Annotated in this window: 20 protein-coding genes; 15 read left to right on the top strand and 5 right to left on the bottom strand. The window is 33.9% G+C overall.

Annotated elements, in window-relative coordinates; all coding sequences use genetic code 11:
• Nucleotides 1-6 precede the first annotated feature (6 nt).
• Together AB8B52_RS03670 and AB8B52_RS03665 are read left to right on the top strand one after the other, a co-directional pair.
• Nucleotides 7-1,317: an amidohydrolase family protein gene (locus tag AB8B52_RS03670; RefSeq protein ID WP_406025356.1), complete on the top strand. Its 1,311-nt coding sequence runs from the start codon at nucleotides 7-9 to the stop codon at nucleotides 1,315-1,317.
• A gap of 81 nt (nucleotides 1,318-1,398) precedes the next feature.
• Nucleotides 1,399-2,082: a hypothetical protein gene (locus AB8B52_RS03665; protein WP_406025354.1), complete on the top strand. Its 684-nt coding sequence runs from the start codon at nucleotides 1,399-1,401 to the stop codon at nucleotides 2,080-2,082.
• Between the two features lies 1 nt (nucleotide 2,083).
• Here AB8B52_RS03665 and AB8B52_RS03660 read toward each other — a convergent pair whose 3' ends face one another.
• Together AB8B52_RS03660 and AB8B52_RS03655 are read right to left on the bottom strand one after the other, a co-directional pair.
• Nucleotides 2,084-2,881, bottom strand: coding sequence for a DUF6503 family protein (locus AB8B52_RS03660; RefSeq protein ID WP_406025352.1), 798 nt, complete (start codon nucleotides 2,879-2,881; stop codon nucleotides 2,084-2,086).
• Nucleotides 2,882-2,986: 105 nt separating this feature from the next.
• Nucleotides 2,987-4,234, bottom strand: coding sequence for a T9SS type A sorting domain-containing protein (locus AB8B52_RS03655; protein ID WP_406025350.1), 1,248 nt, complete (start codon nucleotides 4,232-4,234; stop codon nucleotides 2,987-2,989).
• Between the two features lie 134 nt (nucleotides 4,235-4,368).
• On the opposite strand from AB8B52_RS03655, the gene AB8B52_RS03650 reads away from it, so the two are divergent.
• From AB8B52_RS03650 to AB8B52_RS03590, 13 genes are all read left to right on the top strand, one after another.
• Nucleotides 4,369-5,163 (top strand): TrmH family RNA methyltransferase, encoded by a 795-nt coding sequence (locus AB8B52_RS03650; RefSeq protein ID WP_406025348.1) that lies wholly within the window; start codon nucleotides 4,369-4,371, stop codon nucleotides 5,161-5,163.
• Nucleotides 5,164-5,247: 84 nt separating this feature from the next.
• Nucleotides 5,248-6,483: a M48 family metallopeptidase gene (locus AB8B52_RS03645; protein ID WP_406025346.1), complete on the top strand. Its 1,236-nt coding sequence runs from the start codon at nucleotides 5,248-5,250 to the stop codon at nucleotides 6,481-6,483.
• A gap of 123 nt (nucleotides 6,484-6,606) precedes the next feature.
• Entirely contained in the window at nucleotides 6,607-7,515 is a 909-nt protein-coding gene (locus tag AB8B52_RS03640) for an ABC transporter substrate-binding protein (RefSeq protein ID WP_406025344.1), read from the top strand.
• Between the two features lie 120 nt (nucleotides 7,516-7,635).
• Nucleotides 7,636-9,843, top strand: a complete 2,208-nt coding sequence (locus AB8B52_RS03635) for a RelA/SpoT family protein (RefSeq protein WP_406025343.1) — start codon at nucleotides 7,636-7,638, stop codon at nucleotides 9,841-9,843.
• A 112-nt stretch (nucleotides 9,844-9,955) separates the two neighbouring features.
• Nucleotides 9,956-10,408: a Fur family transcriptional regulator gene (locus AB8B52_RS03630; RefSeq protein WP_406025341.1), complete on the top strand. Its 453-nt coding sequence runs from the start codon at nucleotides 9,956-9,958 to the stop codon at nucleotides 10,406-10,408.
• Between the two features lie 12 nt (nucleotides 10,409-10,420).
• Entirely contained in the window at nucleotides 10,421-11,701 is a 1,281-nt protein-coding gene (locus AB8B52_RS03625) for an adenylosuccinate synthase (RefSeq protein ID WP_406025339.1), read from the top strand.
• A gap of 86 nt (nucleotides 11,702-11,787) precedes the next feature.
• Nucleotides 11,788-13,602: an OstA-like protein gene (locus tag AB8B52_RS03620; protein ID WP_406025337.1), complete on the top strand. Its 1,815-nt coding sequence runs from the start codon at nucleotides 11,788-11,790 to the stop codon at nucleotides 13,600-13,602.
• Complete coding sequence (locus AB8B52_RS03615) at nucleotides 13,599-14,774, top strand: aspartate aminotransferase family protein (RefSeq protein WP_406025335.1); 1,176 nt, start codon at nucleotides 13,599-13,601, stop codon at nucleotides 14,772-14,774. Before AB8B52_RS03620 ends, AB8B52_RS03615 begins: the two co-directional genes overlap by 4 nt.
• Before the next feature lie 161 nt (nucleotides 14,775-14,935).
• Complete coding sequence (locus AB8B52_RS03610; RefSeq protein ID WP_406025333.1) at nucleotides 14,936-16,342, top strand: tetratricopeptide repeat protein; 1,407 nt, start codon at nucleotides 14,936-14,938, stop codon at nucleotides 16,340-16,342.
• Nucleotides 16,343-16,379: 37 nt separating this feature from the next.
• Nucleotides 16,380-17,348, top strand: a complete 969-nt coding sequence (locus AB8B52_RS03605; RefSeq protein ID WP_406025331.1) for a DUF368 domain-containing protein — start codon at nucleotides 16,380-16,382, stop codon at nucleotides 17,346-17,348.
• Nucleotides 17,348-18,367 (top strand): DUF368 domain-containing protein, encoded by a 1,020-nt coding sequence (locus tag AB8B52_RS03600; protein ID WP_406025329.1) that lies wholly within the window; start codon nucleotides 17,348-17,350, stop codon nucleotides 18,365-18,367. The genes AB8B52_RS03605 and AB8B52_RS03600 overlap by 1 nt, the downstream gene beginning before the upstream one ends.
• Nucleotides 18,336-19,097 carry a shikimate dehydrogenase family protein gene (locus AB8B52_RS03595; protein ID WP_406025327.1) on the top strand — a complete coding sequence of 254 codons (762 nt, stop codon included), beginning with the start codon at nucleotides 18,336-18,338 and terminating at the stop codon, nucleotides 19,095-19,097. The genes AB8B52_RS03600 and AB8B52_RS03595 overlap by 32 nt, the downstream gene beginning before the upstream one ends.
• 81 nt (nucleotides 19,098-19,178) lie before the next feature.
• Nucleotides 19,179-21,248 carry a DUF349 domain-containing protein gene (locus AB8B52_RS03590; RefSeq protein ID WP_406025325.1) on the top strand — a complete coding sequence of 690 codons (2,070 nt, stop codon included), beginning with the start codon at nucleotides 19,179-19,181 and terminating at the stop codon, nucleotides 21,246-21,248.
• Between the two features lie 142 nt (nucleotides 21,249-21,390).
• On the opposite strand, the gene AB8B52_RS03585 is transcribed toward AB8B52_RS03590, so the two are convergent.
• The 3 genes from AB8B52_RS03585 to AB8B52_RS03575 all read right to left on the bottom strand — a co-directional run.
• The gene (locus AB8B52_RS03585; RefSeq protein WP_406025323.1) at nucleotides 21,391-22,125 is read right to left on the bottom strand and encodes an outer membrane beta-barrel protein; all 735 of its coding nucleotides are present in this window, start codon (nucleotides 22,123-22,125) and stop codon (nucleotides 21,391-21,393) included.
• A 190-nt stretch (nucleotides 22,126-22,315) separates the two neighbouring features.
• Nucleotides 22,316-23,374: a serine hydrolase domain-containing protein gene (locus AB8B52_RS03580; RefSeq protein ID WP_406025321.1), complete on the bottom strand. Its 1,059-nt coding sequence runs from the start codon at nucleotides 23,372-23,374 to the stop codon at nucleotides 22,316-22,318.
• Between the two features lie 152 nt (nucleotides 23,375-23,526).
• Nucleotides 23,527-24,174: helix-turn-helix domain-containing protein (locus tag AB8B52_RS03575; RefSeq protein WP_406025319.1), on the bottom strand; the 648-nt coding region annotated here is incomplete at its 5' end.

The raw sequence follows: 24,174 nt of genomic DNA, 5'->3' as shown, positions 1-24,174 counted from the left end.
TATAAAATGAAACTATTAAATAAAATAAACACCCTATTATTTCTGTTATGTCTTACGCTTAGTTCAGCACAGCAAACACCAGCCGCAAAACAGACCAAAACTATTGTTATTGCTAATGGTACGGCGCATCTAGGAAATGGAGACGTTATAGAAAATAGCGTCATTGTTATTAAAGACGGAAAAATTTCTGCGATTGGTAAAAGTTCGGAAGTCCCTTTTGAACCACAAAGTATGGAGGTGATTAATGCGAAAGGCAAACATGTTTATCCTGGCTTTATTGTAGCCAACGGAACTTTAGGATTAGTTGAAGTTGATGCTGTAAAAGCCTCTAATGATTTGGCAGAACTGGGTACATTCAATCCACACATTAGAAGTATTATCGCCTATAATGCAGAATCTAAAGTGATTGAATCTATGCGACCAAATGGCGTGTTAGTTGGCCAAGTTGTGCCAAGAGGAGGACGTATTTCTGGCACCTCATCTGTGGTTCAGTATGATGCATGGAATTGGGAAGATGCGGCTATAGAAATAGATAATGGTTTACATATCAATTGGCCAAGTAGTTTTAGCAGAGGACGTTGGTGGCTAGGTGAAGATCCAGGCTTAAAACCAAATAAAGACTATGCTAAACAAGTGAAAGAATTAAGCGATTATTTTACTGAAGCAAAAAGCTATAACAACGGAGATAAAGCAGAACGTCATTTACCATACGAAGCTATGAACGGTTTGGCCGATGGCAGTAAACATTTATATATTGCTGCAGATGATGAAAAAAGTATTACTGATGCTGTGAATTTTGCAAAGTCTCATAACGTTTCTAAAATCACCATTGTTGGTGGTTACCAAGCTGCAAATGTTGCTAGCTTTTTGAAACAAAATGAGGTGTCTGTGTTTTTAAGACGTGTCCATTCTAGACCAAATTTAGAAGATGACGATTACGATTTACCCTTCAAATTAGCAAAACAATTAGTAGATGCAGGAGTTTTAGTCGCCTTAGAACCTAGCGGACAAATGGAACGCATGAATTCAAGAAACCTACCATTTTATGCTGGTACTACTGTAGCACATGGCTTAACTAAAGCGCAGGCATTACAGTTAATTACACAGAATCCTGCCAAAATTATGGGTATAGATGTTAAGTATGGTACTTTAGAAGCTGGTAAAAGTGCGACGCTATTTATAAGTGAAGGTGATGCTTTAGACATGCGCACCAACCAACTGACTCATGCCTTTATTGATGGCAGAAAATTAAGCTTAGAAACCCACCAAACAGAACTTTGGAAACGCTATGCAAAAAAATATAATCAGGAAGATTAGATTTTAAAACCACATCCTCATAACCATCTAAATTTTTATTGTCTGCAATGAATTTAGATGGTTTTATAATTAAGATACCATATGAATCCTTGGAACACTCTAAAACGTACTATCAGTAAAATTAGGCGTCAAGGCATTGTGAGAACATTTAGAGCTAGTACTTCTCACCTTTATAATATTTATTTTGACAAGAAGTATCAACTCGATACGGTTGCCGGAAAATCTCGAGAAAAGTTTCTAAAAGAACATAATTTTACAACGGATTATGGACACTACCAAGGCGCGAATACGCTTTTAGTTAAAAAGCTATTAAAACGTTTAAATCTCGATAAAAATCAAACGTTTATTGACCTAGGCTCTGGAAAAGGACGTATTTTACTGTTAGCAAATGCCTACGGATTCAGCGCAGTGAAAGGCATAGAACTGTCAAAAGAACTTTGCGATATCTCTGAGAAAAATACAACTGCATTTTTTGCTAAATCTAAATTAAAGTCGAAGATTTCGATATTAAATATAGACGCTACAACTTATAAATTTGATAAAACAGATGGAGTCTTATTTATGTACAATCCTTTTAATGGTACTCTTTTTGAAAAAGTCGTTAAAAATTTAAAACAGTCGCTCGTAAAGCATCCTCGAAACTTAACGATCATTTATATCAATCCAACCGAAACCAAAATGTTAGAATCTCATTTTAATTTTTCAAGTATTGAACGCTGCACTTGGAATGAAGACTACAACATTTACACCATCAATTCAGTTTAAACTAATCGATAATTTTAGCACTTTCAGGTTTTACAAACAGGCTTTTTTCTGGTGCGTTTTGAGAGAGTAACACTTCCGTGAATTCTACTGTATTGCGTTTTGCTATTGGCACATTATTTTCAATAGTGTACCAATCGACGCTTTTGGGTAAGACTAAACCATTAATGGTTTGCCAATTGTTATATCTAATAAAACGAAAATCTTTGCTTTTACCTTCTTTACCAAACGTAACCGTGTAACCTAACCATTCCATTTGTCCGGTTTCAGCGTTGTAATAAATAATGTATTGGTCATCTGGCGATACTCCTACTCCAGCATCGTAAGAAATTAAAATTCCTGGATACGTTTTGCCTTCAAAAACTAAAGGTTCGGCAGTTTCGTATGTAATGCCATCGTCACCTACAATAAACGGCATGGCATAAAAATACATCATTAGTCCTTTATAAAATTTAGCATTCCCTGTATATTCCATACCTTCATGCTCAACCAACCATTGGGTTTCGCCATTGTAACCTAAGCTATAAGTTGGTGTTTCAATACGTTCTGCTCTCGTTTTTAAATGGGTTATGGTCACTTCTTTCCCTGTAGATTTGTCCATAGCAAAAGAGAGAGTTTGCATGGTGTTCCAATTATCAATACCACCATGTGCATCGAAAACTTTGGTTATCGCTTCTGGATAAATACTTGTAGTAATATCTTCTGCCTTTACAGTTTCAATAGTGGTACTATTATCTTTCATTTCATTTTTACACGCTATAAAAAGCATTGCTATAAGTAATACTGAGACAGTTTTTTTCATGGTTATTTGATAGTTCTTCTGGTTTGACGAAATTAAATAAAAGTAATTACAAAAAAAGCTTCAGAATTACTCTGAAGCTCCTTTCTATTGAATTTTTATGTCACCTTAATCAACAATTAATTTTTGAACGGTTGATGCATTTCCAACGGTTAATTCCGCAAAATACAAACCACTTTCTAAACTTGAAATATCTACAATGGTTCTATTTCCATCAACATTAATGTCCTTCAAAATCATTTTTCCTTGAATGTTGTAAATCGTAAGGTTTCCTATTTCAGAATAAGAACTTGTTAATTGAATGGTAAATTCGTCTTTTGCAGGATTTGGAAATACACTAAAATTCATAGTAATAAATTCATTCAGACTTAGCGCTACAGCACTTTCAAGATAATCTGGAACAGTATTGTTATTGGTGTCATCGTCAGTTGGATCTCCATTGTTATTATAATCTTCATCTATGGTAAGAATGCCATCTCCATCATCATCGTTATCTAAATAATTTTCGATAAGGTCATTGTCTGTATCGACGAAAGAATGAATTGTATTGGCTCTTTCTGTAGTTTCATTAATTTCTACAATAGTATCTACATTATCTCCATCGTCATCAGTGTCTAAATAGTTAGGTATTGTATCATCATCACTATCATCGTCGTCTAGATTTCCATTGTTGTTAAGATCTTCATCGCTATCAATAACTCCATCACTGTCAGTATCTGGACAACTTATCGCTAACAAATCAAAAGTCGTAATAGCAGCACAATTAGTATTTAAATCTGCGACTCTAGCATAAATCGTTTGAATAGACTGAACAATATTACCATATAATAACGTTACTGTATCATTACCAATAATAGCCGCACTTTCTGTTTCGTGAAAAGACACAATAAAAACAGATGGATCTTGGCCGTTTAAAAGTTCATCAACTTTAAGCTGTAAATCAAATACAGTAAAGCCGTTATTATCTGGATCGCAAGCCTCTAATGGTGTAACTTCCACTATTACAGGTGCAGGATTAATAATTAAAGTTACAGTGGTGGTATCAAAATTAGCTGTATTTACATCAGTAACGGTTGCATAAATAGTTTGAGGATTTGTGAAGTTTGTAAAAATAAATGGCAATTGATTACTATTACTATCCGCATCTGCCTGCGTTATAAAATAGGATACATTGAATAAACTTGGATCTTGAGAACCTAAAATTTGAGGTGATATTATGGCTAAATCGAACGTATAAAACCCATCATTACTAGTGTCATCGCAAACCTCAAAAATCTGAGGACCGTTTGCTACTTGAGCGTAAGATGATAATACTGCGAATAACGCGATGAAAAAGTGGAGTAAATTTAATTTCATAGTTAGGGTTTTATGGTTTAGTTTCACTAATAAAACAAACAAAAAGTAAAAACACCTACCCTGTTTAAAGATTATTGTTTCATTTTATTCGCTTAAATTTGTCAACCTGCATTTCAATGCATAACCTCATAGTCATGAAATCTATTTCAAGTCCACAAAACCCACTAATTAAGCAGTTAATTCTGTTAAAAGAAAAATCTAGACAACGTAAAAAATCCAATCAATTTTTAATTGAAGGCAAACGCGAATTATCCTTGTCTATAAAAGGTGGTTATAAGATTGAAACTTTACTTTTTTATCCTGATTTATTCTCAGAAAGTGAAGCAAATGCAATGAATAGCCACGATATTGAAATCATTGAAATTTCAAAAGAGGTCTTTCAGAAATTAGCCCATAGAGATACCACAGAAGGCGTCATTGCTGTGGTAAAAGCTAAAAATCATCAACTTAATGATTTAAAATTCACCTCTAAAAATCCTTTAATCTTAGTGGCAGAAGCTCCAGAAAAACCAGGAAATATTGGTGCCTTGTTGCGCACTGCAGATGCAGCGAACGTCGATGCTGTGATTATTGCCAATCCAAAATCGGACTTATATAATCCTAATATTATTCGGTCTAGTGTCGGTTGTGTGTTTACAACGGAAATTGCTATGGCAAGTTCAGAAGATGCTATTGCCTTTCTAAAAAAATATAACTTTAATATTTTCTCAGCAATTTTACAAGAATCCAAACCTTATCATACACAAGATTACACCTTACCAACAGCCATAGTCGTTGGCACAGAAGCCACAGGATTAACTAAAGAATGGAGAGCTGCTGCAACACAAAACATAAGCATACCAATGCAAGGAGTTATTGACTCAATGAATGTATCTGTTGCTGCCGGAATTCTTATTTTTGAAGCGAAACGACAGCGAAATTTTCTTTAGAAAATTTCGCTAAAAAACAAATCTCAAAAACTAAATGCCAAAGGTTAATGATTAGAATTTGGAATTTAAAACATTATCATTTTTATGACTGCACAACTACTTTTCTATATCATCATCGCCATTATTATCATCAACTTTATCAAAGATAAAATTCTTGACGCTATTAATGCGAAACATTATAACGACCCAATTCCTGATGCGCTAAATGACGTGTATGATGAAACGGAATATAAAAAATCACAAGCTTATAAAACCGTCAATTACAAATTTGGAATTTGGGCTTCTCTGTTCTCATTTGTACTAACCATAAGCTTTTTATTTTTAGATGGTTTTGAATACGTCGATAACATCGCTCGACGTTATTCTGAAAACCCAATTATCATCGCTTTAATTTTCTTCGGAATTATTATGATTGCCAGCGACATCATCACCACACCTTTTGGCTATTACAAAACCTTTGTGATTGAAGAAGAATTTGGATTTAATAAAACGACAAAAAAAACGTTTGTGCTCGATAAATTGAAAGGCCTACTGATGACCGTTATTCTTGGCGGAGGAATTATTACCATTATTGTTTGGTTTTACCAAATAACAGGAGCGCAATTTTGGCTCTATACTTGGGGTATTGTAACACTTTTTACCGTTTTTATGAATATGTTTTACTCCAAACTCATTGTACCATTATTTAACAAACAAACTCCTTTAGAAGAAGGGACATTACGAACTAAAATTTCAGCTTATGCGGAATCCGTTGGCTTTAATCTCGATAAAATATTTATTATCGATGGCTCTAAACGCAGCACCAAGGCTAATGCTTATTTTTCGGGTTTTGGTAGTGAAAAACGCGTGACCCTCTACGATACTTTAGTTAATGATTTAGACGACGAGGAAATCGTTGCTGTTTTAGCACACGAAGTTGGGCATTATAAAAAAAAGCATATCATTTTCAATTTAGTCACCTCTATCCTACTCACAGGATTGACGCTTTTTATTTTATCCATTTTTATTTCAAATCCTTTACTATCAAATGCTATTGGAGTTGATATTCCGAGTTTTCATGTCGGACTGATTGCTTTTGGACTCCTCTACTCGCCTATTTCGGAGATCACTGGTTTAGTTATGAATCATTTTTCGAGAGTTTTTGAATACCAAGCTGACGATTATGCCAAAAACACCTACAAAGCCGAGCCTTTAATTACGTCGTTAAAAAAGCTATCAAAAAATAGTTTGAGCAATTTAACACCTCACAAAGCTTATGTATTTATGCATTATTCGCATCCTACACTTTTGGAACGTGTTCGGAATTTAAAGCATGGATGATAACTAATGGATTTCAAAAGAAATAATGACACCCAACATTAAAGTTGAATTAAATTTTATCTAAACCGCTTAACAATAAAGAAGTACCTTTTAGTATTTTTACAGTAAATCCTAACGAAACACATGAAAAATTTAACTTTAGCCTTAGATTGGACACCCAACATCAACCACATCGGATTTTTTGTAGCAAAAGAGAAAAATTTCTATCAAGAAAACGGTCTCAATCTTAACATTATTGACCCAACAGAAGACAACTATAAAGTTACACCAGCCAAAAAAGTAGAATTAGGTCTTGCGGATTTTGCATTGTGTCCAACAGAAAGTATCCTTAGCTATAGAACAAAAACAACACCTTTTAATCTTATTGCTATTGCTGCCATTTTAAAAGACGATCTAAGTGCTATTGTTGTAAAAAATAATGGTAAAATAAAGTCCCCAAAAGATTTAGATGGAAAATCTTACAGCTCTTACCAAGCCAAGTATGAAGATGCTATTGTGAAGCAAATGATAAAAAATGATGGTGGCAAAGGAGACCTTACTATTGCATATCCAAATAAATTAGGCATTTGGGATACCGTTTTAAATGATGCATTTGATGCCACGTGGATTTTCTTAAACTGGGAAGCCATAGAAGCAGAAGGTTTAGACCATAGTGTATCTTATTTTAAAATGAAAGACTATCACATTCCGTATTCTTATTCACCCGTAATTGCTGCAAATGAAAACAAGATTCAACAAAATGCATCAGACTATACCAAATTTTTAAGTGCGACTAAAGCAGGTTATTTATTTTGCCAAGAACATGAAGAAGAAGCCATTACATTATTTAAAAAGTATGTCCCTGAAAAAGATGCACATATTAACCTGAACAAAGCACTAAAAGCTTCTTTAGATGCTTTTGGAAACAACGAAAATTGGGGAAAGCTAGAAACATCAGTTATTAGCGAATTTCTAGATTGGATTTATGCTAAAGATTTAGAGACACAAAAAATAATGGTGCAAGATATTGCGACCAACCAACTTATGATTTGATTCTAGTATTCTCAACTACTTAAATCATATGTATTACACAAGATGTCGATTCAATTAATTTATAAAATTTCATTAAATAAAACCATTGCCCATTAACATAACTTTTACTACTTTAGTTCTATGACTGAGGAAGCCATAGAAATAGAAAATAAAGCGATAGCCAAAGCTTACAAAGAACTACTAAAAGTTAGCTATCAGACCTTAACTGACAACGATAAGAAATTAATTCGTCATGCTTTTGAGGTGGCCGTTGATGCGCATAAAGATCAGCGCAGAAAATCTGGTGAAGCTTATATTTTTCACCCTATTGCTGTGGCAAAAATTGTAGCCCAAGAAATTGGTATGGATGCTACATCCATTGCAGCGGCTTTGTTGCATGATGTAGTTGAGGATAATCCAGATTACACTATTGACGATATGGAACAGTTATTTGGAGAAACTGTGGCCAGAATTGTTGATGGACTCACCAAAATATCCAGTCTCAAAAAAGACATGGACGTGTCTTTACAAGCCGAGAATTTCAGAAAAATGCTGCTCACCTTGAATGATGATGTTAGAGTTATCATTATCAAAATTGCTGACCGTTTACACAATATGCAAACCATGGATTCTATGCGAGCAGACAAGCAAGTTAAGATTGCTTCTGAAACCTTATACATATACGCTCCACTTGCACATAGAATAGGTCTGTATAATATAAAATCTGAACTCGAAGATTTAGGCTTAAAATATACCGAACCAGAAGTCTACACTGATATTTTAGAAAAAATTGAAGATAGTAAGGAAGATCAAGATGCTTATATTAAAGCCTTTACCAAGGTTATTGAAGATTCTTTGAATACGGAAGGTTTAAATTACGAGATTAAAGGACGACCAAAATCCATTTTTAGTATTCGAAGAAAAATGGTAAAACAAGGAGTGTCGTTTGAAGAAGTCTATGATAAATTTGCGGTACGGATCATATACAAGTCCGATTTAGCCAATGAAAAATTCTTGGCTTGGAAAATATACTCTATTGTTACAGATCACTTTACACCAAACCCTATACGACTACGTGATTGGATTTCCTCACCAAAATCAACGGGTTATGAAGCCTTACACATCACCGTTGTTGGTCCAAAAAGCCGTTGGGTAGAAGTTCAGATACGAAGTGAGCGCATGAATGAAATCGCAGAAAAAGGCTATGCTGCGCACTACAAATACAAAAACGATGAAGCCAAGGAAGATAATCTCGATTTATGGATTAATCGTCTGCAAGAAGCCTTAGAAAATAATGAAGCGGATGCGGTAGACTTTGTAGAACAGTTTAAACTTAACCTTTATTCTAAAGAAATATTCGTTTTTTCACCTAAAGGAGATTTAAAATCATTGCCAAAAGGTGCTACTCCACTCGATTTTGCGTTTAGCATCCATACCGAAGTTGGCATGAAAACACGTGGAGCAAAAGTCAATGGTAAATTGATGCCATTGAGTCACGAATTGCAAAGTGGAGACCGTGTTGAAATCATGACTTCCGAGAATGCAAAACCCAATGCCAATTGGTTAGACTATGCCACAACGGCCAGAGCACGCAGTAAAATTAAATCTGCACTCAACGAGGACACCAAACTCATAGCGGAAGAAGGCAAAGAGATTTTAAGACGTAAATTGAAACAGCTTAAAATGTCTTTAAATGAATCGTCGGTTAATGAATTGGTCAGCTATTTTAAACTCAATACGTCTCTAGATTTATTTTACAGAGTCGGTATTGGTAGTATCGACAACACCAAACTCAAAGCATTTGCTTCGTCTCGTAGTAATGCTTTTGTAAGCTATTTTAAAAATAAAATCTACAAACCTTCAGTACCAAAAGATATTAATAAAGACGAAATTACGTCTAAATATGATATGCTGGTATTTGGTAAAGAGGAAGAAAAACTCAACTATACTTTGGCCAACTGCTGTAATCCTATACCTGGTGATAAAGTATTTGGATTTTTAACCATAAACGACGGAATTAAAGTTCACAAAAAAAATTGTCCAAATGCCGTAAGCCTCCAATCTAATTATGCTTACCGTATTTTACAAGCCAAATGGATTGACTCTTCTCAACAAGTCTACACCTCGCAACTTACACTTTCTGGTATTGATGATATGGGACTTGTGAACCACATTACATCGTTAATTTCAGAAAACATGCATGTGAATATGAAAAGCCTTAGTTTTTCTAGTGATGACGGTGTTTTTATTGGAAAAATTACGGTGGAAGTCAAAAATCAAACCATGCTAAAAAAGCTGATTGATAAACTAAAAAAAATCAACGGTATCGACAAGGTCACACGAGTTTAAAGTCTCAATTTTGTTTTGTTAACACTCTTGAAAACTTGTTCATTTCTTTCGTTTTAATCCTGATATTTATCATTCATATCATTTAAAATTTACCTAAATTTGTGTCTTAATTATGAATGCAAACACAGAAGAAAGTAATCAGGAAATCGTAAAACGCGTGTTTACACAGTTCCTTGAAGACAAAGGTCATAGAAAAACACCTGAGCGCTACGCTATACTCCAAGAAATTTACGACAGTGAAGAACATTTTGATATTGAATCTTTATATATCAAAATGAAAAACAAAAACTATCGTGTCAGTAGAGCAACACTTTACAATACCATAGAATTATTGTTAGATTGTGCTTTAGTGCGGAAACACCAATTTGGAAAAAGTCAGGCGCATTACGAAAAATCATATTTCGATAAAAATCACGATCACGTCATCTTAACAGATACTGGTGAAGTCATCGAATTTTGTGATCCACGCATTCAATCCATCAAAAAAACCATAGAAGAGGTTTTTGATATCGAAATAACTAATCATTCACTATATTTTTACGGCAACCGTAAAAAAGACGACTAATTCAATTTTATAATGGCAGTAGATTTACTACTTGGGTTACAATGGGGAGATGAAGGCAAAGGAAAAATTGTCGATGTATTTACCTCTAACTACGATATTATTGCACGCTTTCAAGGTGGGCCAAATGCAGGACACACCTTAGTTTTTAATGGTAAAAAGCATGTACTACATACCATTCCTTCTGGTATTTTTCATGAAGGCAAAGTCAACCTCGTTGGTAATGGAGTGGTCATCGATCCTGTTATTTTCAAAAAAGAACTCGATAAATTAGAAGAGCAAAACGTCGATTATAAAAAATCGCTTTGTATTTCTAGAAAAGCACATATCATTTTACCAACACATCGTTTATTAGATGCTGCGAGTGAAGCTTCAAAAGGAAAAGCAAAAATTGGTTCAACTTTAAAAGGTATTGGTCCAACATATATGGATAAAACTGGCAGAAATGGGATTCGCGTCGGTGATATTGAATTGGCCGATTGGAAAGACAAATACAGAGCTTTAGCAGATAAGCACGAAGCCATGATTGCTTTTTATAATGTCGATATTCAGTACGATTTAAAAGAACTAGAAACCGATTTCTTTAATGCCATTGAAACTTTAAAAGAATTAACATTTATTGATTCGGAAGAATACATCTTTCAAGCACAACAATCTGGTAAATCTATTTTAGCTGAAGGTGCTCAAGGCTCTTTATTAGATATTGATTTCGGAACGTATCCTTTCGTCACCTCTTCTAACACCACAGCTGCAGGTGCTTGCACAGGCTTAGGTGTGGCACCAAATCAAATTGGTGAAGTTTTCGGAATTTTTAAAGCCTATACCACACGTGTTGGTTCTGGTCCATTCCCTACCGAATTATTTGACGAAGATGGCGAAACCATGGGACGTGTTGGTAATGAATTTGGAGCAACCACAGGTCGTTCTCGTCGTTGTGGCTGGTTAGATTTAGTCGCCTTACGTTATGCCTGCCAAGTGAATGGTGTTACGCAATTAATAATGATGAAAGGAGATGTACTCTCAGGCTTTAAAACCTTAAAAGTGTGCACTGCTTATAAGTATAAGGGTGAAACAATTACGCATTTACCTTACAATATAGAAGCACAAAACGTTACACCTATTTACACCGAAGTAAAAGGCTGGGCAGCAGATTTAACAGGAATGACTGAAGCATCGGAATTACCAGAAAATCTGAATGCTTATGTTGAATTCTTAGAGAAAGAATTAAACCTTCCTATTACTATTGTATCTGTAGGTCCAGATCGTAAGCAGACGATTATTAGAAAAACGGTATAGTGCACCGAATTTAGATTCTGTTAAAAAAACTGTTAACTCATACTAAAGCAAATCTATAGATGTTATTTTGTAAAAAACATATTGCTTTGAAATGTTATAAGAATCTATTTTTCCTAATTTGTTTTACGACTGTTTTATTCAGTTTTGCTCAAGAAAAACAAAACATCACCATTAAATATGCAGGGATCAGTTATACGGATCCTAAAATTGAAGATGGCGCTAATGTTTTTTTAAGAGACAAATCGCAACAAGTCCATTTTATTCACAAAGGCATCAATATGTGGTGTGATAAGGCCATCTATTATCCAGATCAAGATTTTATTGAAGCTTTTAGTAATGTGGTGATGAAACAAGGCGATACCATTAATATGGTAGCGAAATATTTAGAATACAGTGCTAAAACACAGTTAGCTTTTGCTAGTGGAGATGTGGTTTTAACCGAACCACAATCCACACTAAAAACCGACACGCTTTACTTCGATAGAACCAAACAGCAAGCCTATTACAACTCAAGAGGTACTGTGGTGAGAGATTCCTCAGGAACCATTACCAGCCAAATCGGACGTTACTACATGAGCAAAAGCAAATACCAATTTATAAAAGACGTGGTACTCGTAAATCCCGAATACACCTTAAACACAGAACGTCTCGATTTCTTTTCTGAAAATGGACATGCCTATTTGTTTGGCCCTTCGACAATCGTTGGAGAAACGAGTAAAATTTATTGCGAGCGTGGTTTCTATGATACCAACGCAGATACAGGTCACTTTCAACGTAATGCTAAAATTGATTACGAAAATAGAACTGTAGAAGGTGACAGTTTATATTTTGATCGGAATAAAAGTTTCGCTTCTGCTACCAATAACATTACAGTGACAGACACCATTAATAAAAGCATTATTAAAGGTCATTATGCAGAAGTCTGGCGTGCTAAAGATTCTATGTACATGACCAAACGCGCATTGGCCATTACCATACAAGAAAAAGATTCGGTTTACATGCATGCAGATACCTTATTAGTCACAGGCAAAGAAGACAACCGAATTACAAGAGCATTTTATAACGTAAAATTATATAAAAGTGATTTAGCTGGTAAGTCGGATTCCATTCATGTGAACCAGAAAACTGGACTCACACAAATGATTAATTTGAAAAGATTCGGTTCTTCAGATGCATTTGCTATGGCTCGAAAACCTGTGCTTTGGAATATTGGCAACCAAATGACAGGAGATACTATTCATTTAATTTCAAACGTTAAAACAGAACAACTCGATTCTTTAAAAGTATTCAACAGCGCCTTTTTAGTGAGTAAAGATACCATTAGCGACGATGGTTATAATCAGATAAAAGGACAACGATTGATTGGCTTGTTTGAAGACAATGAATTGTACAATGTTGATGTTATTAAGAATGCAGAAACCATTCGGTATTTACGAAATCATGATAATGAACTCATAGGCATTCAAAAGTCGAAATCAGGAAGTATTAATGTAAAAATTATTGAACAAGTGGTTGATGAAGTTCGTTTCATTCAACAAATCGATGGAGATATTTTTCCCGAAGAAGACTTCCCTAAAACCGCAAGACAATTGAGAGGTTTTGATTGGCGCGGAGAAGAGCGTCCGTTTTCGGTTGAAGATTTATTCAGTGAGGATCCTCCTTTAAATTTGCCTTCAATAAAAGGCTTAGACGATTATGTGCCACCTGAAGAATTTGTCGATGACCAATTAACCGAACGTGTCGAAGAAGCCGGAAAAGCAACACCTCAAAAAACCAATAAAGCTGCACGGAATTTACCCAAGAAAACAAGTGTGGTTCCTTTAAGTTCAGCCGTTAAAAAAGGAAAACCTTTAAAACCTGTATCGACGGTACCAAAAAAAGAAAAAGAAGACGAGAATTGAAAACGGACTTTTTTAAATACCAAGCCCAAACCACACCACATCCTTTAGCCATGGAAATCAGTCATGCTAAAGGCAGTTATATTTACGATACTAAAGGAAAAGCCTATTTAGATTTTGTAGCTGGTGTTTCCGCTTGCAGTTTAGGACACGCGCACCCAAAAGTAGTAAATGCTGTAAAAACGCAATTAGACAAATACCTTCATGTCATGGTTTATGGCGAATACATTCAACAACCAGCAGTTGACTTATCTAAATTATTGGCAAAGCATTTACCTCATCCTTTAGAATCGACATATTTAGTCAACTCAGGCACAGAAGCGATTGAAGGCAGTTTAAAATTAGCAAGACGTTATACAGGCCGTTCAGAAATTATAGCCGCAAAAAATGCCTATCATGGCAATACTATGGGTTCGTTGAGTCTTATGGATTATGAAGAACGTAAACAACCGTTTTTACCCTTAATTCCTGATGTAAAGCACATCACCTTTAATTGCGATTGGTGCCTTAACGAGATTACAGAACAAACAGCAGCGGTTATTTTAGAAACCATTCAAGGAGGTGCCGGATTTATTGAACCTCATGCCGATTATTTAACAAAAGTACAACAACGCTGTAACGCTGTTGGTGCGGTTTTTATACTCGATGAAATTCAGCCAGGTATTGGCAGAACGGGAAAACTATTCGGATTCGAAAATTACAATTGTCAACCAGATATTGTCGTTACTGGCAAAGGATTAGGAGGCGGATTGCCTATTGGAGCCTTTACAGCATCAAAAGAAATGATGGATTGTTTGAGTGATAATCCCAAACTCGGCCATATCACCACCTTTGGAGGCAACCCAGTAATTGCAGCTGCAGCTTTAGCCACCCTAAAAGAGATTACTGAATCTCATCTCATGGCTGAAACTTTGGAAAAAGAGCAAATCATCCGAAAACATCTAACACATAAACGCATCACAGAAATAAGAGGACGCGGATTAATGCTTGCAGCTTTTATGGAAAATGCAGCACTAACAAACGACCTCATTTTACGTGCACAAGACCAAGGACTCATCTTATTCTGGTTACTTTTTGAACCTAGAGCCATTAGAATTACACCTCCATTAACAATTTCAAACGACGAAATTGTTAAAGGTTGCCGCATTATAACTTCAATTTTAGATACTTTATAATTTTATTTCAAAGCGCGCAAACCACTTGCATTCAGAATTTTAAATAGTTTTAAGAAAAGTAACATTTCAATGTTAACTACTTTGTTAAAAACATTCGTTCAAAAATCAATGTAACGCAAAGTATAACTGTAATTTTATTTCAGTGAATTTTTAAACCTTATATGCAATACAGTCAAGAAGACGATCATTTTCCAATTACTCGATTTGAATCGATGTTAAAGACCAACGATATACTGTTCTTTGACTCGAGCGAATTTGAAAATATCATCCATCACTATTTAGAACATGGAAAAATTGCTTTGGCTAAACGCGCCATAAAATTAGGTTTAGAACAACACCCTGCATCTATTAATTTGAAACTTTTTCAAGTTGAAATTTTAGTCATAGAAAATAAATTTAAAGAAGCCGATGACCTTCTAGACCGTCTTCATAATCTAGAACCGACCAATGAAGAAATATTTATTCAAAAAGCAAACGTCTTATCTAAACAAGATCAGCATCAAAAAGCGATAAATACGTTACTCATCGCTATTGATTTATCTAACACACCAGAAGATGATGGAGATTTATATGCCCTTGTTGGCATGGAATATTTGTTTTTAGATCAGTATGATAATGCCATTGTCTATTTCAAAAAATGCCTAGAAAGTGACACCTCAGATTACACGGCACTTCATAATATTGTGTATTGCTACGATTTTCTAAATAAAAATGACGAAGCCATTGTGTTTCTTAACAGCTTTATAAATAAGAATCCGTATTGCGAAGTGGCTTGGCACCAATTAGGGCGACAATATTTTGCAATTAATGATTATGCCAAGGCCAGCACAGCATTCGATTTTGCTATTATTTCAGACGATACTTTTGTAGGTGCTTATATTGAAAAAGGAAAGGTTTTAGAAAAGTTAAAAACGTACGAAGAAGCGATTGAAAATTACAAAATCACTCTGGCTTTAGATGATCCTACGGCTTTTGCATTATTGCGTATTGGTCGCTGTTATGCCAAGCTAAAACAAGAAGATTTAGCCATTCAGTTTTTCAAAAAAGCGATTGATGAAGATCCTTTACTCGATAAAGGCTGGATTGCGATTACAAAATTCTACATGAAGCGCCTTAACTATCAAAAAGCCCTTTATTATATTAATAAAGCAGTGACTATTGATAGTGACCATGTACTTTATTGGAAATTATATGCCTCTATAAATAAACGCTTGCAGTTTCTTGAAGAAGCCGAACGTGGTTATAAACGCGCTTTAGAATTAGGAAATTATGAGCTCGATACTTGGCTCAATAGAACTGATGTTTTAATTACACTAGGAGAGTTTGAAACCGCTACCTTTAACTTGTTACAAGCTACAGAATTTTATCCAGAAAATGCAGAGGTCGAATACCGTTTAGCTGGTCTTTATTTTACAGTACATCAAGCTGAGGAAGGTCGTTTTCATCTTAAAAATGCCACACGCCTTAATTTTGATTATAGTTTTATTATTTCAGAATTATTTCCACAACTTCTAGAGCAGCCTATGGTTAAGGCTATAATTTCAGAAGCTAAAAAGACGTTGAATTAAAAAAAATCATACCTTCGTCGCCTGATATTATAGAAAAATGCAAAGACGATTTTTAGATTATTTAGTCATTAGTTTTAAAGGTATTGCTATGGGAGCTGCAGATGTTGTTCCTGGTGTTTCTGGTGGTACTATTGCTTTTATTTCTGGTATTTACGAAGAACTCCTTGAAAGCATAGACAAGGTCAATCTTGGAGTTTTTAAAGTTTGGAAACAAGAAGGTTTTAAAAAAGCTTGGTATGCTATAAATGGTAATTTTTTATTGGCCTTATTTTCTGGTATTGCCATAAGTATTCTATCCTTAGCAAAATTAATTAAGTGGCTACTGCATAATGAACCGATTTTACTATGGTCTTTCTTTTTCGGGCTTGTGTTAGCTAGTATCCTTTATATAGGAAAACAAATTAACAAGTGGTCCGTAAAAATAATGCTTGCTATTATCCTCACTTCAATCCTATCCTTTTATATTACACTTGCAGAACCGTTTGCTTCACCAGACAGTCCGTTTTATTTACTGTTTTGTGGTTTCATTGCCATAATAGCTATGATTTTACCAGGAGTCTCTGGTGCATTTATTCTGCTCATTTTAGGAGCTTACCAAACCGCTATAGATACGATAAACGATTTAAGAGATGGTATATTTAATGGCGATTTCGAATTATTTAAAGGTGCACTTTTTAGATTTATGCTGCTTGCCTTAGGAGCAATTATTGGTCTTAAAGTTTTTTCTAAAGCCTTAAATTGGATGTTTAAACACCATAAAAATCTCACCCTTGCCATACTCACAGGTTTTATGATTGGCTCATTAAATAAAATCTGGCCTTGGAAAGAAGTTTTAAAAACTCGCGTAAACTCTGAAGGTGAAGTTGTTACCTTACTCGATAAAAGTATTTTACCATCGTCTTACCATGGAGATAATGAAATGGTTATAGCTTTAGTATTTATTGTTATCGGCTTTGGAGCCATTCTACTTTTAGAAACTTTAGGGAAGCAAAAAAACAAAGCTTAATGCAAAGCACCAGAGCCCTTAAAGATCGTATATTTTTGGTCATTAAAGGTTTGGCAATGGGTGCTGCCAATAAAGTGCCTGGCGTTTCGGGTGGAGTGGTTGCCTTTGTTGCTGGGTTTTATGAAGAGTTTATCTACTCCTTACAACGCGTTAATAAAACCGCTTTTAAACTTTTATTTAATGGACGTTTTGCGAGCTTCTATCGTTACATTAACGGTAAATTCTTAGCGCTTTTGTTCTTAGGAATGATGATTAGCTATTTCAGTGTTTCTAAAATTTTAGATTACCTCATTATACACTACGAGCTTTATGTTTGGAGCACGTTCTTCGGAATGATTCTGGGTTCAATTTATTACATTTCTAAAGACTTTAAAGAATGGAACCGTACCACTTTAATCGCTTTAACCCTTGGTACCATTGCTGGTGTTAGTATTAGTTTTTTAGATCCTGCCACTGAAAACGACCATCTTTTATTCGTCTTTTTCTGCGGAATTATAAGTGTTTCTGGCATGACCTTACCTGGGTTTTCAGGTTCATTTATTCTTATTTTACTCGGTAATTATGTGTTATTGTTAGTCGATTCTGTCAATGCTTTTTTCGATACCATGCTCGATGTGTTTAGTGGTAATTTTGAATTTATACACAATGAAGTCCGTATGCGCATGCTAAAAGTCTTAACTGTATTTACCTTAGGCTCAGTGGCTGGTTTAGTGACGTTCTCTCATATCTTAAACTACATCTTAAAACATTACAAAAACATTACGCTAGCCACAATAATGGGCTTTATTATTGGTTCACTTGGTGTGGTTTGGCCTTGGAAAGAAACCGTTTATAAAACCAATCTCGAAGGAGCTTTTATTTTAGATTCTACTGGAAAACAAATCATTGCAAATTACCAACGGTTTTTACCAGAACTGAACAGCCAAACTTACATTGCAATTGCTTATATTGCCTTAGGAATCCTCATAGTTTTAGGATTAGAATGGTATGGACAACACACAAGACAAATTAAAACTTAAATTCGGACTCGTAGGTCGTGATATTTCTTACTCTTTTTCAAGAGGTTATTTTGCAGATAAATTTAAAGATGACAACTTACCGCATTCATACGTTAATTTCGATTTACAATCCATAACCGAACTTTCGGAAATCATCAAAGAAACCAAGAATTTAAAGGGACTCAATGTAACCATTCCCTACAAAGAACAGGTCATTCCATTACTAGATAAACTAGATAAACGTGCTGCAAAAATCGGAGCTGTAAACACCATCAAAATTACCAAAAACAAAAAACACATAGGTTACAATACGGATTACTACGGTTTTAAAAATTCATTAGAACCGCATTTAAAATCACATCATACAAAAGCTTTGATTTTAGGCACAGGTGGAGCCTCAAAAGCCATTGCTTACGCACTTAAGAAATTAAAGATTTCTTATGACTATGTCTCGCGTTCTAAAAAAGAAGGTGTGACCTTTTTGTATTCAGAATTAACCGAAACCATCATTTCAGAATATACCATTATCATTAATTGTACTCCAATTGGCACATTTCCTAATGTTGATGAATGCCCAAATATTCCTTTCGACACCATCAGTACAAAGCATATTCTCTACGATCTTATTTACAATCCTGAGCAAACTAAGTTTTTGCGCCAAGGCTACAATAATGGAGCAACGACTATCAATGGTTTAGAAATGTTGCGTCTACAAGCCGAAAAATCCTGGAAAATATGGCAAAAGTCATAAAATATAAGGTGTGGTTGCATTTCCTTTGTAAATCTAACACTTGTTAGTATCTTTAACCTCCTATATAAAATATATTGACTTATGTCTGAAAATGATAACCTGCAAGATGCAGATGGAAAAAAAGAAGTAGTACCAACAGAAACTACTCCAATAGAAGAAACTGCACGAGAAGTTGAAGTTGAAGCTGAAGCTGAAACCGAAGTTGAAGCTGAAGTCGAAGCTGAAGTCGAAAGCGACGTTAAAGTTGAAACAGAAATCAAAGCTGAAACTCAAGCTGAAGTTGAAACTGCAGAAGCATCGCAAACTGATGATAGTGACGTAACGAGCAGCTCAAAGTCTGAAGAAGAGAAAGATCATGTTGACGAAATAGAAGCTTCAAATGCTGAAGATGCAGAAGACGAATCTAATGCAGAACGTCATGAAGTAGAAGAAAAAGATTACCATGCCATGTCTATGGCTGAATTGAGTACTGAAATAACAAGATTACTTAAAAATCATAAAATACAGACCATTTCTAAACATGTTAATGAAATAAAGTCTGAATTCAATGCTAAATTCAGCGAACTCTTAGACGAAAAGAAAGAAGAGTTTCTCGCAGAAGGCGGTAATGAAATCGATTTTTATTATACCAACGACATTAAAAAAGCGTTTAATTCTAGCTACAAAGAATACAAACAATCTATCAACGCTTATTACAAAGAGCGTGAGCAAAATCTAAAACAAAATTTAGAGCATCGTTTACAAATTATAGAGGATATTAAAGGTTTGCTTAGTGTGGAAGAAAACATGGGTACTACCTACAAGCATTTTAAAGACCTCCAAGAACAATGGAGAAATGCTGGCCCAATTCCTAGAGATAAATACAATAATGCTTGGAATACCTATCACCACCATGTAGAGCGTTTTTACGACTTTTTACATCTCAATAATGATTTGAGAGATATGGACTTTAAGCATAACTATGACCAGAAATTAAAAATCATAGAACGTGCCGAAGAATTAGCACAAGACGAAAACACCAACCGCTCATTTAGAGAGTTACAGGTATTACATAAATTATGGAAAGAAGAACTTGGACCTGTTGGTAAAGCACACAGAGAAGAGATCTGGGAACGTTTTAGCAAAGCAACCAAAACCATACATGATAAGCGACAAGCTTATTATGCAGACATGGATAAAGCGCACGAAAAAAATCTTGAGCGCAAGGAAGAAATCATTGCACTGATTATTAAAGTTTCAGAAGACAAGGACGATTCGCATAATGCTTGGCAGAAAAAAATAAAGGATATTGAAATGTTAAGAGATGCCTTTTTCAAAGCCGGAAAAGTCCCTCTTAAAGTGAACGAACAAACTTGGGCTAAATTTAAAGATGCTGTTAGAAATTTTAATCGTGGAAAAAATAATTTCTATAAAAATTTAAAGAAAGATCAATATGATAATCTTAAAAAGAAGAAAGATCTTATTAAAATAGCGGAAGACCATAAGGATAGTGACGATTTTGCAACCGTAACTCCATTAATGAAGAAAATTCAGAACGAATGGAAAAAAATTGGTCATGTCCCAAGACGCGATAGTGATAAAGTTTGGAAACAATTTAAAAACGCTTGTAATCATTATTTTAATAACATGCATGCGGCACGTAAAGCAGAGGACCAACATCTGTTCGATGCTTTTGATAAAAAAGTAAAACTTTTGGATGCTTTAAAAACCTTAGAATCTACGGAAGATCCTAAAGCAGATATCGACGTTTTAAAGGCTAAAATTTCTGAATGGAAAGCCATTGGACACGTGCCACAAAACAAACGTTATATAGATGGTAAATTCTACAAAGCCATCGATGATGCGTTTGACAAACTTAAAATGGATAAGTCTAAATTAGAAATGATTAAGTTTGAAAGTAAGCTTGAAAATTTAGCCAATCCTGATGATACCAGACTACTCGATAATGAATACAGTTTCATTAAAAAGCGTATGGACGAGATTAGATCTGAAATTAATCAGCTAGAAAATAACTTACAATTTTTCTCTAATGTAAAGTCTGATAATCCCTTAGTAAAAGAAGTTCATAAAAATATTGCGAACCACAAAAAAGACTTAGACACTTGGAAAGCTAAATTGGTTAAGGTTCGTGGGATGTATAATCAAGAATAATATAACTATAAAACTTAATGACTATAAAAAGCCCAAACATTTTAATTGTTTGGGCTTTTTACTATCTGAAAATAATAGATTAATGCAAGTTGTATTTTATGATTATTTCTATTTGTTATATGCGAGTGTTAGCATACGTTATTTATATAATTATTCCAATTCCCAAATTTACTGTAGTCGGTTCTTTTTCATTTTTTAATTCAACGAATTCACTTAAATCAGAATCAGAGTCATTGTTCTTTATAGAATTAAAATGTTGGTTAATTCTCAGAAGAATAAAACCTTTTTTATCTGACGAAAAGGATACATTTTTCTTTAATTGAATGAACGCACCAAAACTCACTGAATTATAATTATCCTTAATATCATTCTCGTAACTGATATTAGGATTAATAAAATTTGGGTCACTTGGGTCAATTATATCAATTTGAGATAAATTTGTTGTCGTGTCACCTTTTTCTTTTGCAGATATCAAAAAACTAGCAAATCCCCCAATTCCAAATTGATAAGATTTATCTTGGCTAAAATGAAAGTTAAAATTTATTGGTGTCTGAATTTGACTAATACTTCGATTTCCTTTATTCGTAACTGCTCCTATTTTATCTTCGATAGAAAACCTGTCCAGAAAAAATCCAATTCCAAAGCCAAGAGATGATTTCTCATTAATTGAATAATTTACACTTGGCAAAATAAATGCGCCTATGTTTATCGAAGATTTAATTTCAGGACTTCCATCAACATTAGTATTGGTTAGTTCACTTGTTTTTGGAACTGATATTGTCGGTCCAACAGATAATTGAAAATTAATTTTTTTGTCTTGTGAATAAATTTTGGTTAAAAAACCAATCATTAAAATCAGTAAAATTCTTTGTTTCATTGTTTACTTTGGGTTTAGTGGTTAATGAATGCTAACGTTTAGTATAAGAGTAGTAGCGGATTAAAATTCACTTTCTTTCAGTTTACAAGTTACTTAATTAAATGCAAAAACGGTTTAGATTAAAACCTAAACCGCTATTACTTTTATACATTGTTACCTGCTGGCCTTATTAACTATTATCCTAAATTTTTCATTTCAAAATATTTTCGTAAATATCAGTAAATAATTTAAGTTTCATTTTTGTAACACGTTTATTCATAAGAATAATGATTCCCCAGTTTGCAGCTCTATTATAGCATATAATTGAAGTTTGTCCCATAGAATCTCCTGTTTTTAAATAAATGGTGTTTTTGTCATCTGTAATTATATTGGTGGCTAACCCTAATTCTCTTCCATCTTTACTATAATGTACTTTTTCAGCTAGTAAAGCAGCATTAGCTATAGCATTACCTTTATTTAAGACTGCCTTTAAAAACGTAATCATATCAGAAGCACTGGATTTTACTAATCCTGCGGGTGCAGTAATACCCCAGTTTATAAATTCTTGAACTCCTCCTTCTGGGTTATATCCAGTTGTAATGTTTCTTACATTAAAATCATCAGTTAAAGTATTGGTCATTTGCAATGGGGTTATCATTTTTTCTCTAATAATTACATCATAACTTTTGCCATATATAGTTTCTAATATTTGCCCAAGTAGTACAAATCCAATTGTAGAGTAACGGTATTTTCCATAATCAACTAATTCAGTACAATTATTTATAATATCGGCTAATGTTTTTTGAGTTACACCATTCATAGGTTGTTGCGAATTTGATGCAATCAAGGCTCTAAAATCTAAATCAGTTAAACCGGATTGGTGTGATGCTAGGTCGGATATTTTTATTTTATTTTTAATTTTTTCATGAAGAATGTATTGTTTAGGAAGATAGTTATCTATATAGTCATCTAATTTCAGCTTGTCATCTATAACCGCTTGTGCTACTAAATTTGAAGTTAAAAGCTTGGTTATAGAAGAAATTTGAAAAACAGAATTTTTATTAATGTCTACTTGACTTTCTTTACTCATTTTCCCGTAGGCGGTATAATATTCTTGATTATTATGAATAAACCCAATGCTGATACCTATATCAGGATTTTTCTGATAATTCTCATTTACTATTGAATCAATCTTTTTAGAAAAGTCTTGAGCAAAAGAAAAGTTACTGATTAATAATAGTAATGTTAAAATCTTTAATGAAGTTTTCATTGTATCGTGTTTTATGTTAAAAATAATTTCAATACAAATATGCGAGGGAATTTAACGTTACGCGACCGAATGAAAGTAGTCGAACGCATTTGTTCTAAAAAAATCGTACGAGTTATTTTAAAGAAAAGTATGAGTAATTACAAACCCTTTATTTATAGGTTTTTACGATAATTAGTTGGTGTGGTATTCGTATGTTTTTTAAAAGCAGTATTAAATGAAGATTTTGAATTAAAACCAACTTCATAAAGAATTTCTAGAATAGTTTTTTTACTTTTTGTCTTATCTTTTAAAATATCCATAGCATTCTCAATACGATAGCTATTTACAAAATCGTAGAAATGTTGATTTAGTTTATGATTAATTAAAACAGATAAATCTCTAACTGGAATTGCAATAGTATTAGAAATATCTTGGATTGTTAAAGAAGGATTAAGATATGGTTTTTCTTCAATCATATATTTCTTCAGAGTTAACAACTCTGAATTAAATTCTTTTTCATTTCTGTTTAAAGATTTGTTCTTTTTTTCTTCAGAAATGTATGCATTGACAAGTTTTAATTTTGAATCAATGTTTCTGAAAAGGTTTGGATTATTGAGTGCTTTGAATAGATACCAACTGATTATAAATAGTTCAAATAGAAAAAGTCCAATTTTTAACCATTCAGAAAAGTTAGTATAAGTAGAAAATTTGAAGATGTTTTTTAACAGTGCAAGAGAATAAAATAATGACAGTGCTAACGCAAATTGAAATAACCAATTAAGTGACGTAATACTGGCTCCTGTATAATTTTCTAGGTATAT

Origin of the sequence: Winogradskyella sp. (assembly GCF_045105575.1) — a bacterium.
Taxonomy (GTDB): domain Bacteria; phylum Bacteroidota; class Bacteroidia; order Flavobacteriales; family Flavobacteriaceae; genus Winogradskyella.
The sequence above is the reverse complement of the archived record's forward strand: the minus strand, read 5'-3'. Positions and strand labels throughout refer to the sequence as shown.

Bases quoted from the DNA above. Each gene is read 5' to 3' on its own strand.
- AB8B52_RS03670 (WP_406025356.1), top strand. From the start codon at position 7: ATGAAACTATTAAATAAAATAAACACCCTATTATTTCTGTTATGTCTT.
- AB8B52_RS03665 (WP_406025354.1), top strand. From the start codon at position 1,399: ATGAATCCTTGGAACACTCTAAAACGTACTATCAGTAAAATTAGGCGT.
- AB8B52_RS03660 (WP_406025352.1), bottom strand. From the start codon at position 2,881: ATGAAAAAAACTGTCTCAGTATTACTTATAGCAATGCTTTTTATAGCG.
- AB8B52_RS03655 (WP_406025350.1), bottom strand. From the start codon at position 4,234: ATGAAATTAAATTTACTCCACTTTTTCATCGCGTTATTCGCAGTATTA.
- AB8B52_RS03650 (WP_406025348.1), top strand. From the start codon at position 4,369: ATGAAATCTATTTCAAGTCCACAAAACCCACTAATTAAGCAGTTAATT.
- AB8B52_RS03645 (WP_406025346.1), top strand. From the start codon at position 5,248: ATGACTGCACAACTACTTTTCTATATCATCATCGCCATTATTATCATC.
- AB8B52_RS03640 (WP_406025344.1), top strand. From the start codon at position 6,607: ATGAAAAATTTAACTTTAGCCTTAGATTGGACACCCAACATCAACCAC.
- AB8B52_RS03635 (WP_406025343.1), top strand. From the start codon at position 7,636: ATGACTGAGGAAGCCATAGAAATAGAAAATAAAGCGATAGCCAAAGCT.
- AB8B52_RS03630 (WP_406025341.1), top strand. From the start codon at position 9,956: ATGAATGCAAACACAGAAGAAAGTAATCAGGAAATCGTAAAACGCGTG.
- AB8B52_RS03625 (WP_406025339.1), top strand. From the start codon at position 10,421: ATGGCAGTAGATTTACTACTTGGGTTACAATGGGGAGATGAAGGCAAA.
- AB8B52_RS03610 (WP_406025333.1), top strand. From the start codon at position 14,936: ATGCAATACAGTCAAGAAGACGATCATTTTCCAATTACTCGATTTGAA.
- AB8B52_RS03605 (WP_406025331.1), top strand. From the start codon at position 16,380: ATGCAAAGACGATTTTTAGATTATTTAGTCATTAGTTTTAAAGGTATT.
- AB8B52_RS03600 (WP_406025329.1), top strand. From the start codon at position 17,348: ATGCAAAGCACCAGAGCCCTTAAAGATCGTATATTTTTGGTCATTAAA.
- AB8B52_RS03595 (WP_406025327.1), top strand. From the start codon at position 18,336: ATGGACAACACACAAGACAAATTAAAACTTAAATTCGGACTCGTAGGT.
- AB8B52_RS03590 (WP_406025325.1), top strand. From the start codon at position 19,179: ATGTCTGAAAATGATAACCTGCAAGATGCAGATGGAAAAAAAGAAGTA.
- AB8B52_RS03585 (WP_406025323.1), bottom strand. From the start codon at position 22,125: ATGAAACAAAGAATTTTACTGATTTTAATGATTGGTTTTTTAACCAAA.
- AB8B52_RS03580 (WP_406025321.1), bottom strand. From the start codon at position 23,374: ATGAAAACTTCATTAAAGATTTTAACATTACTATTATTAATCAGTAAC.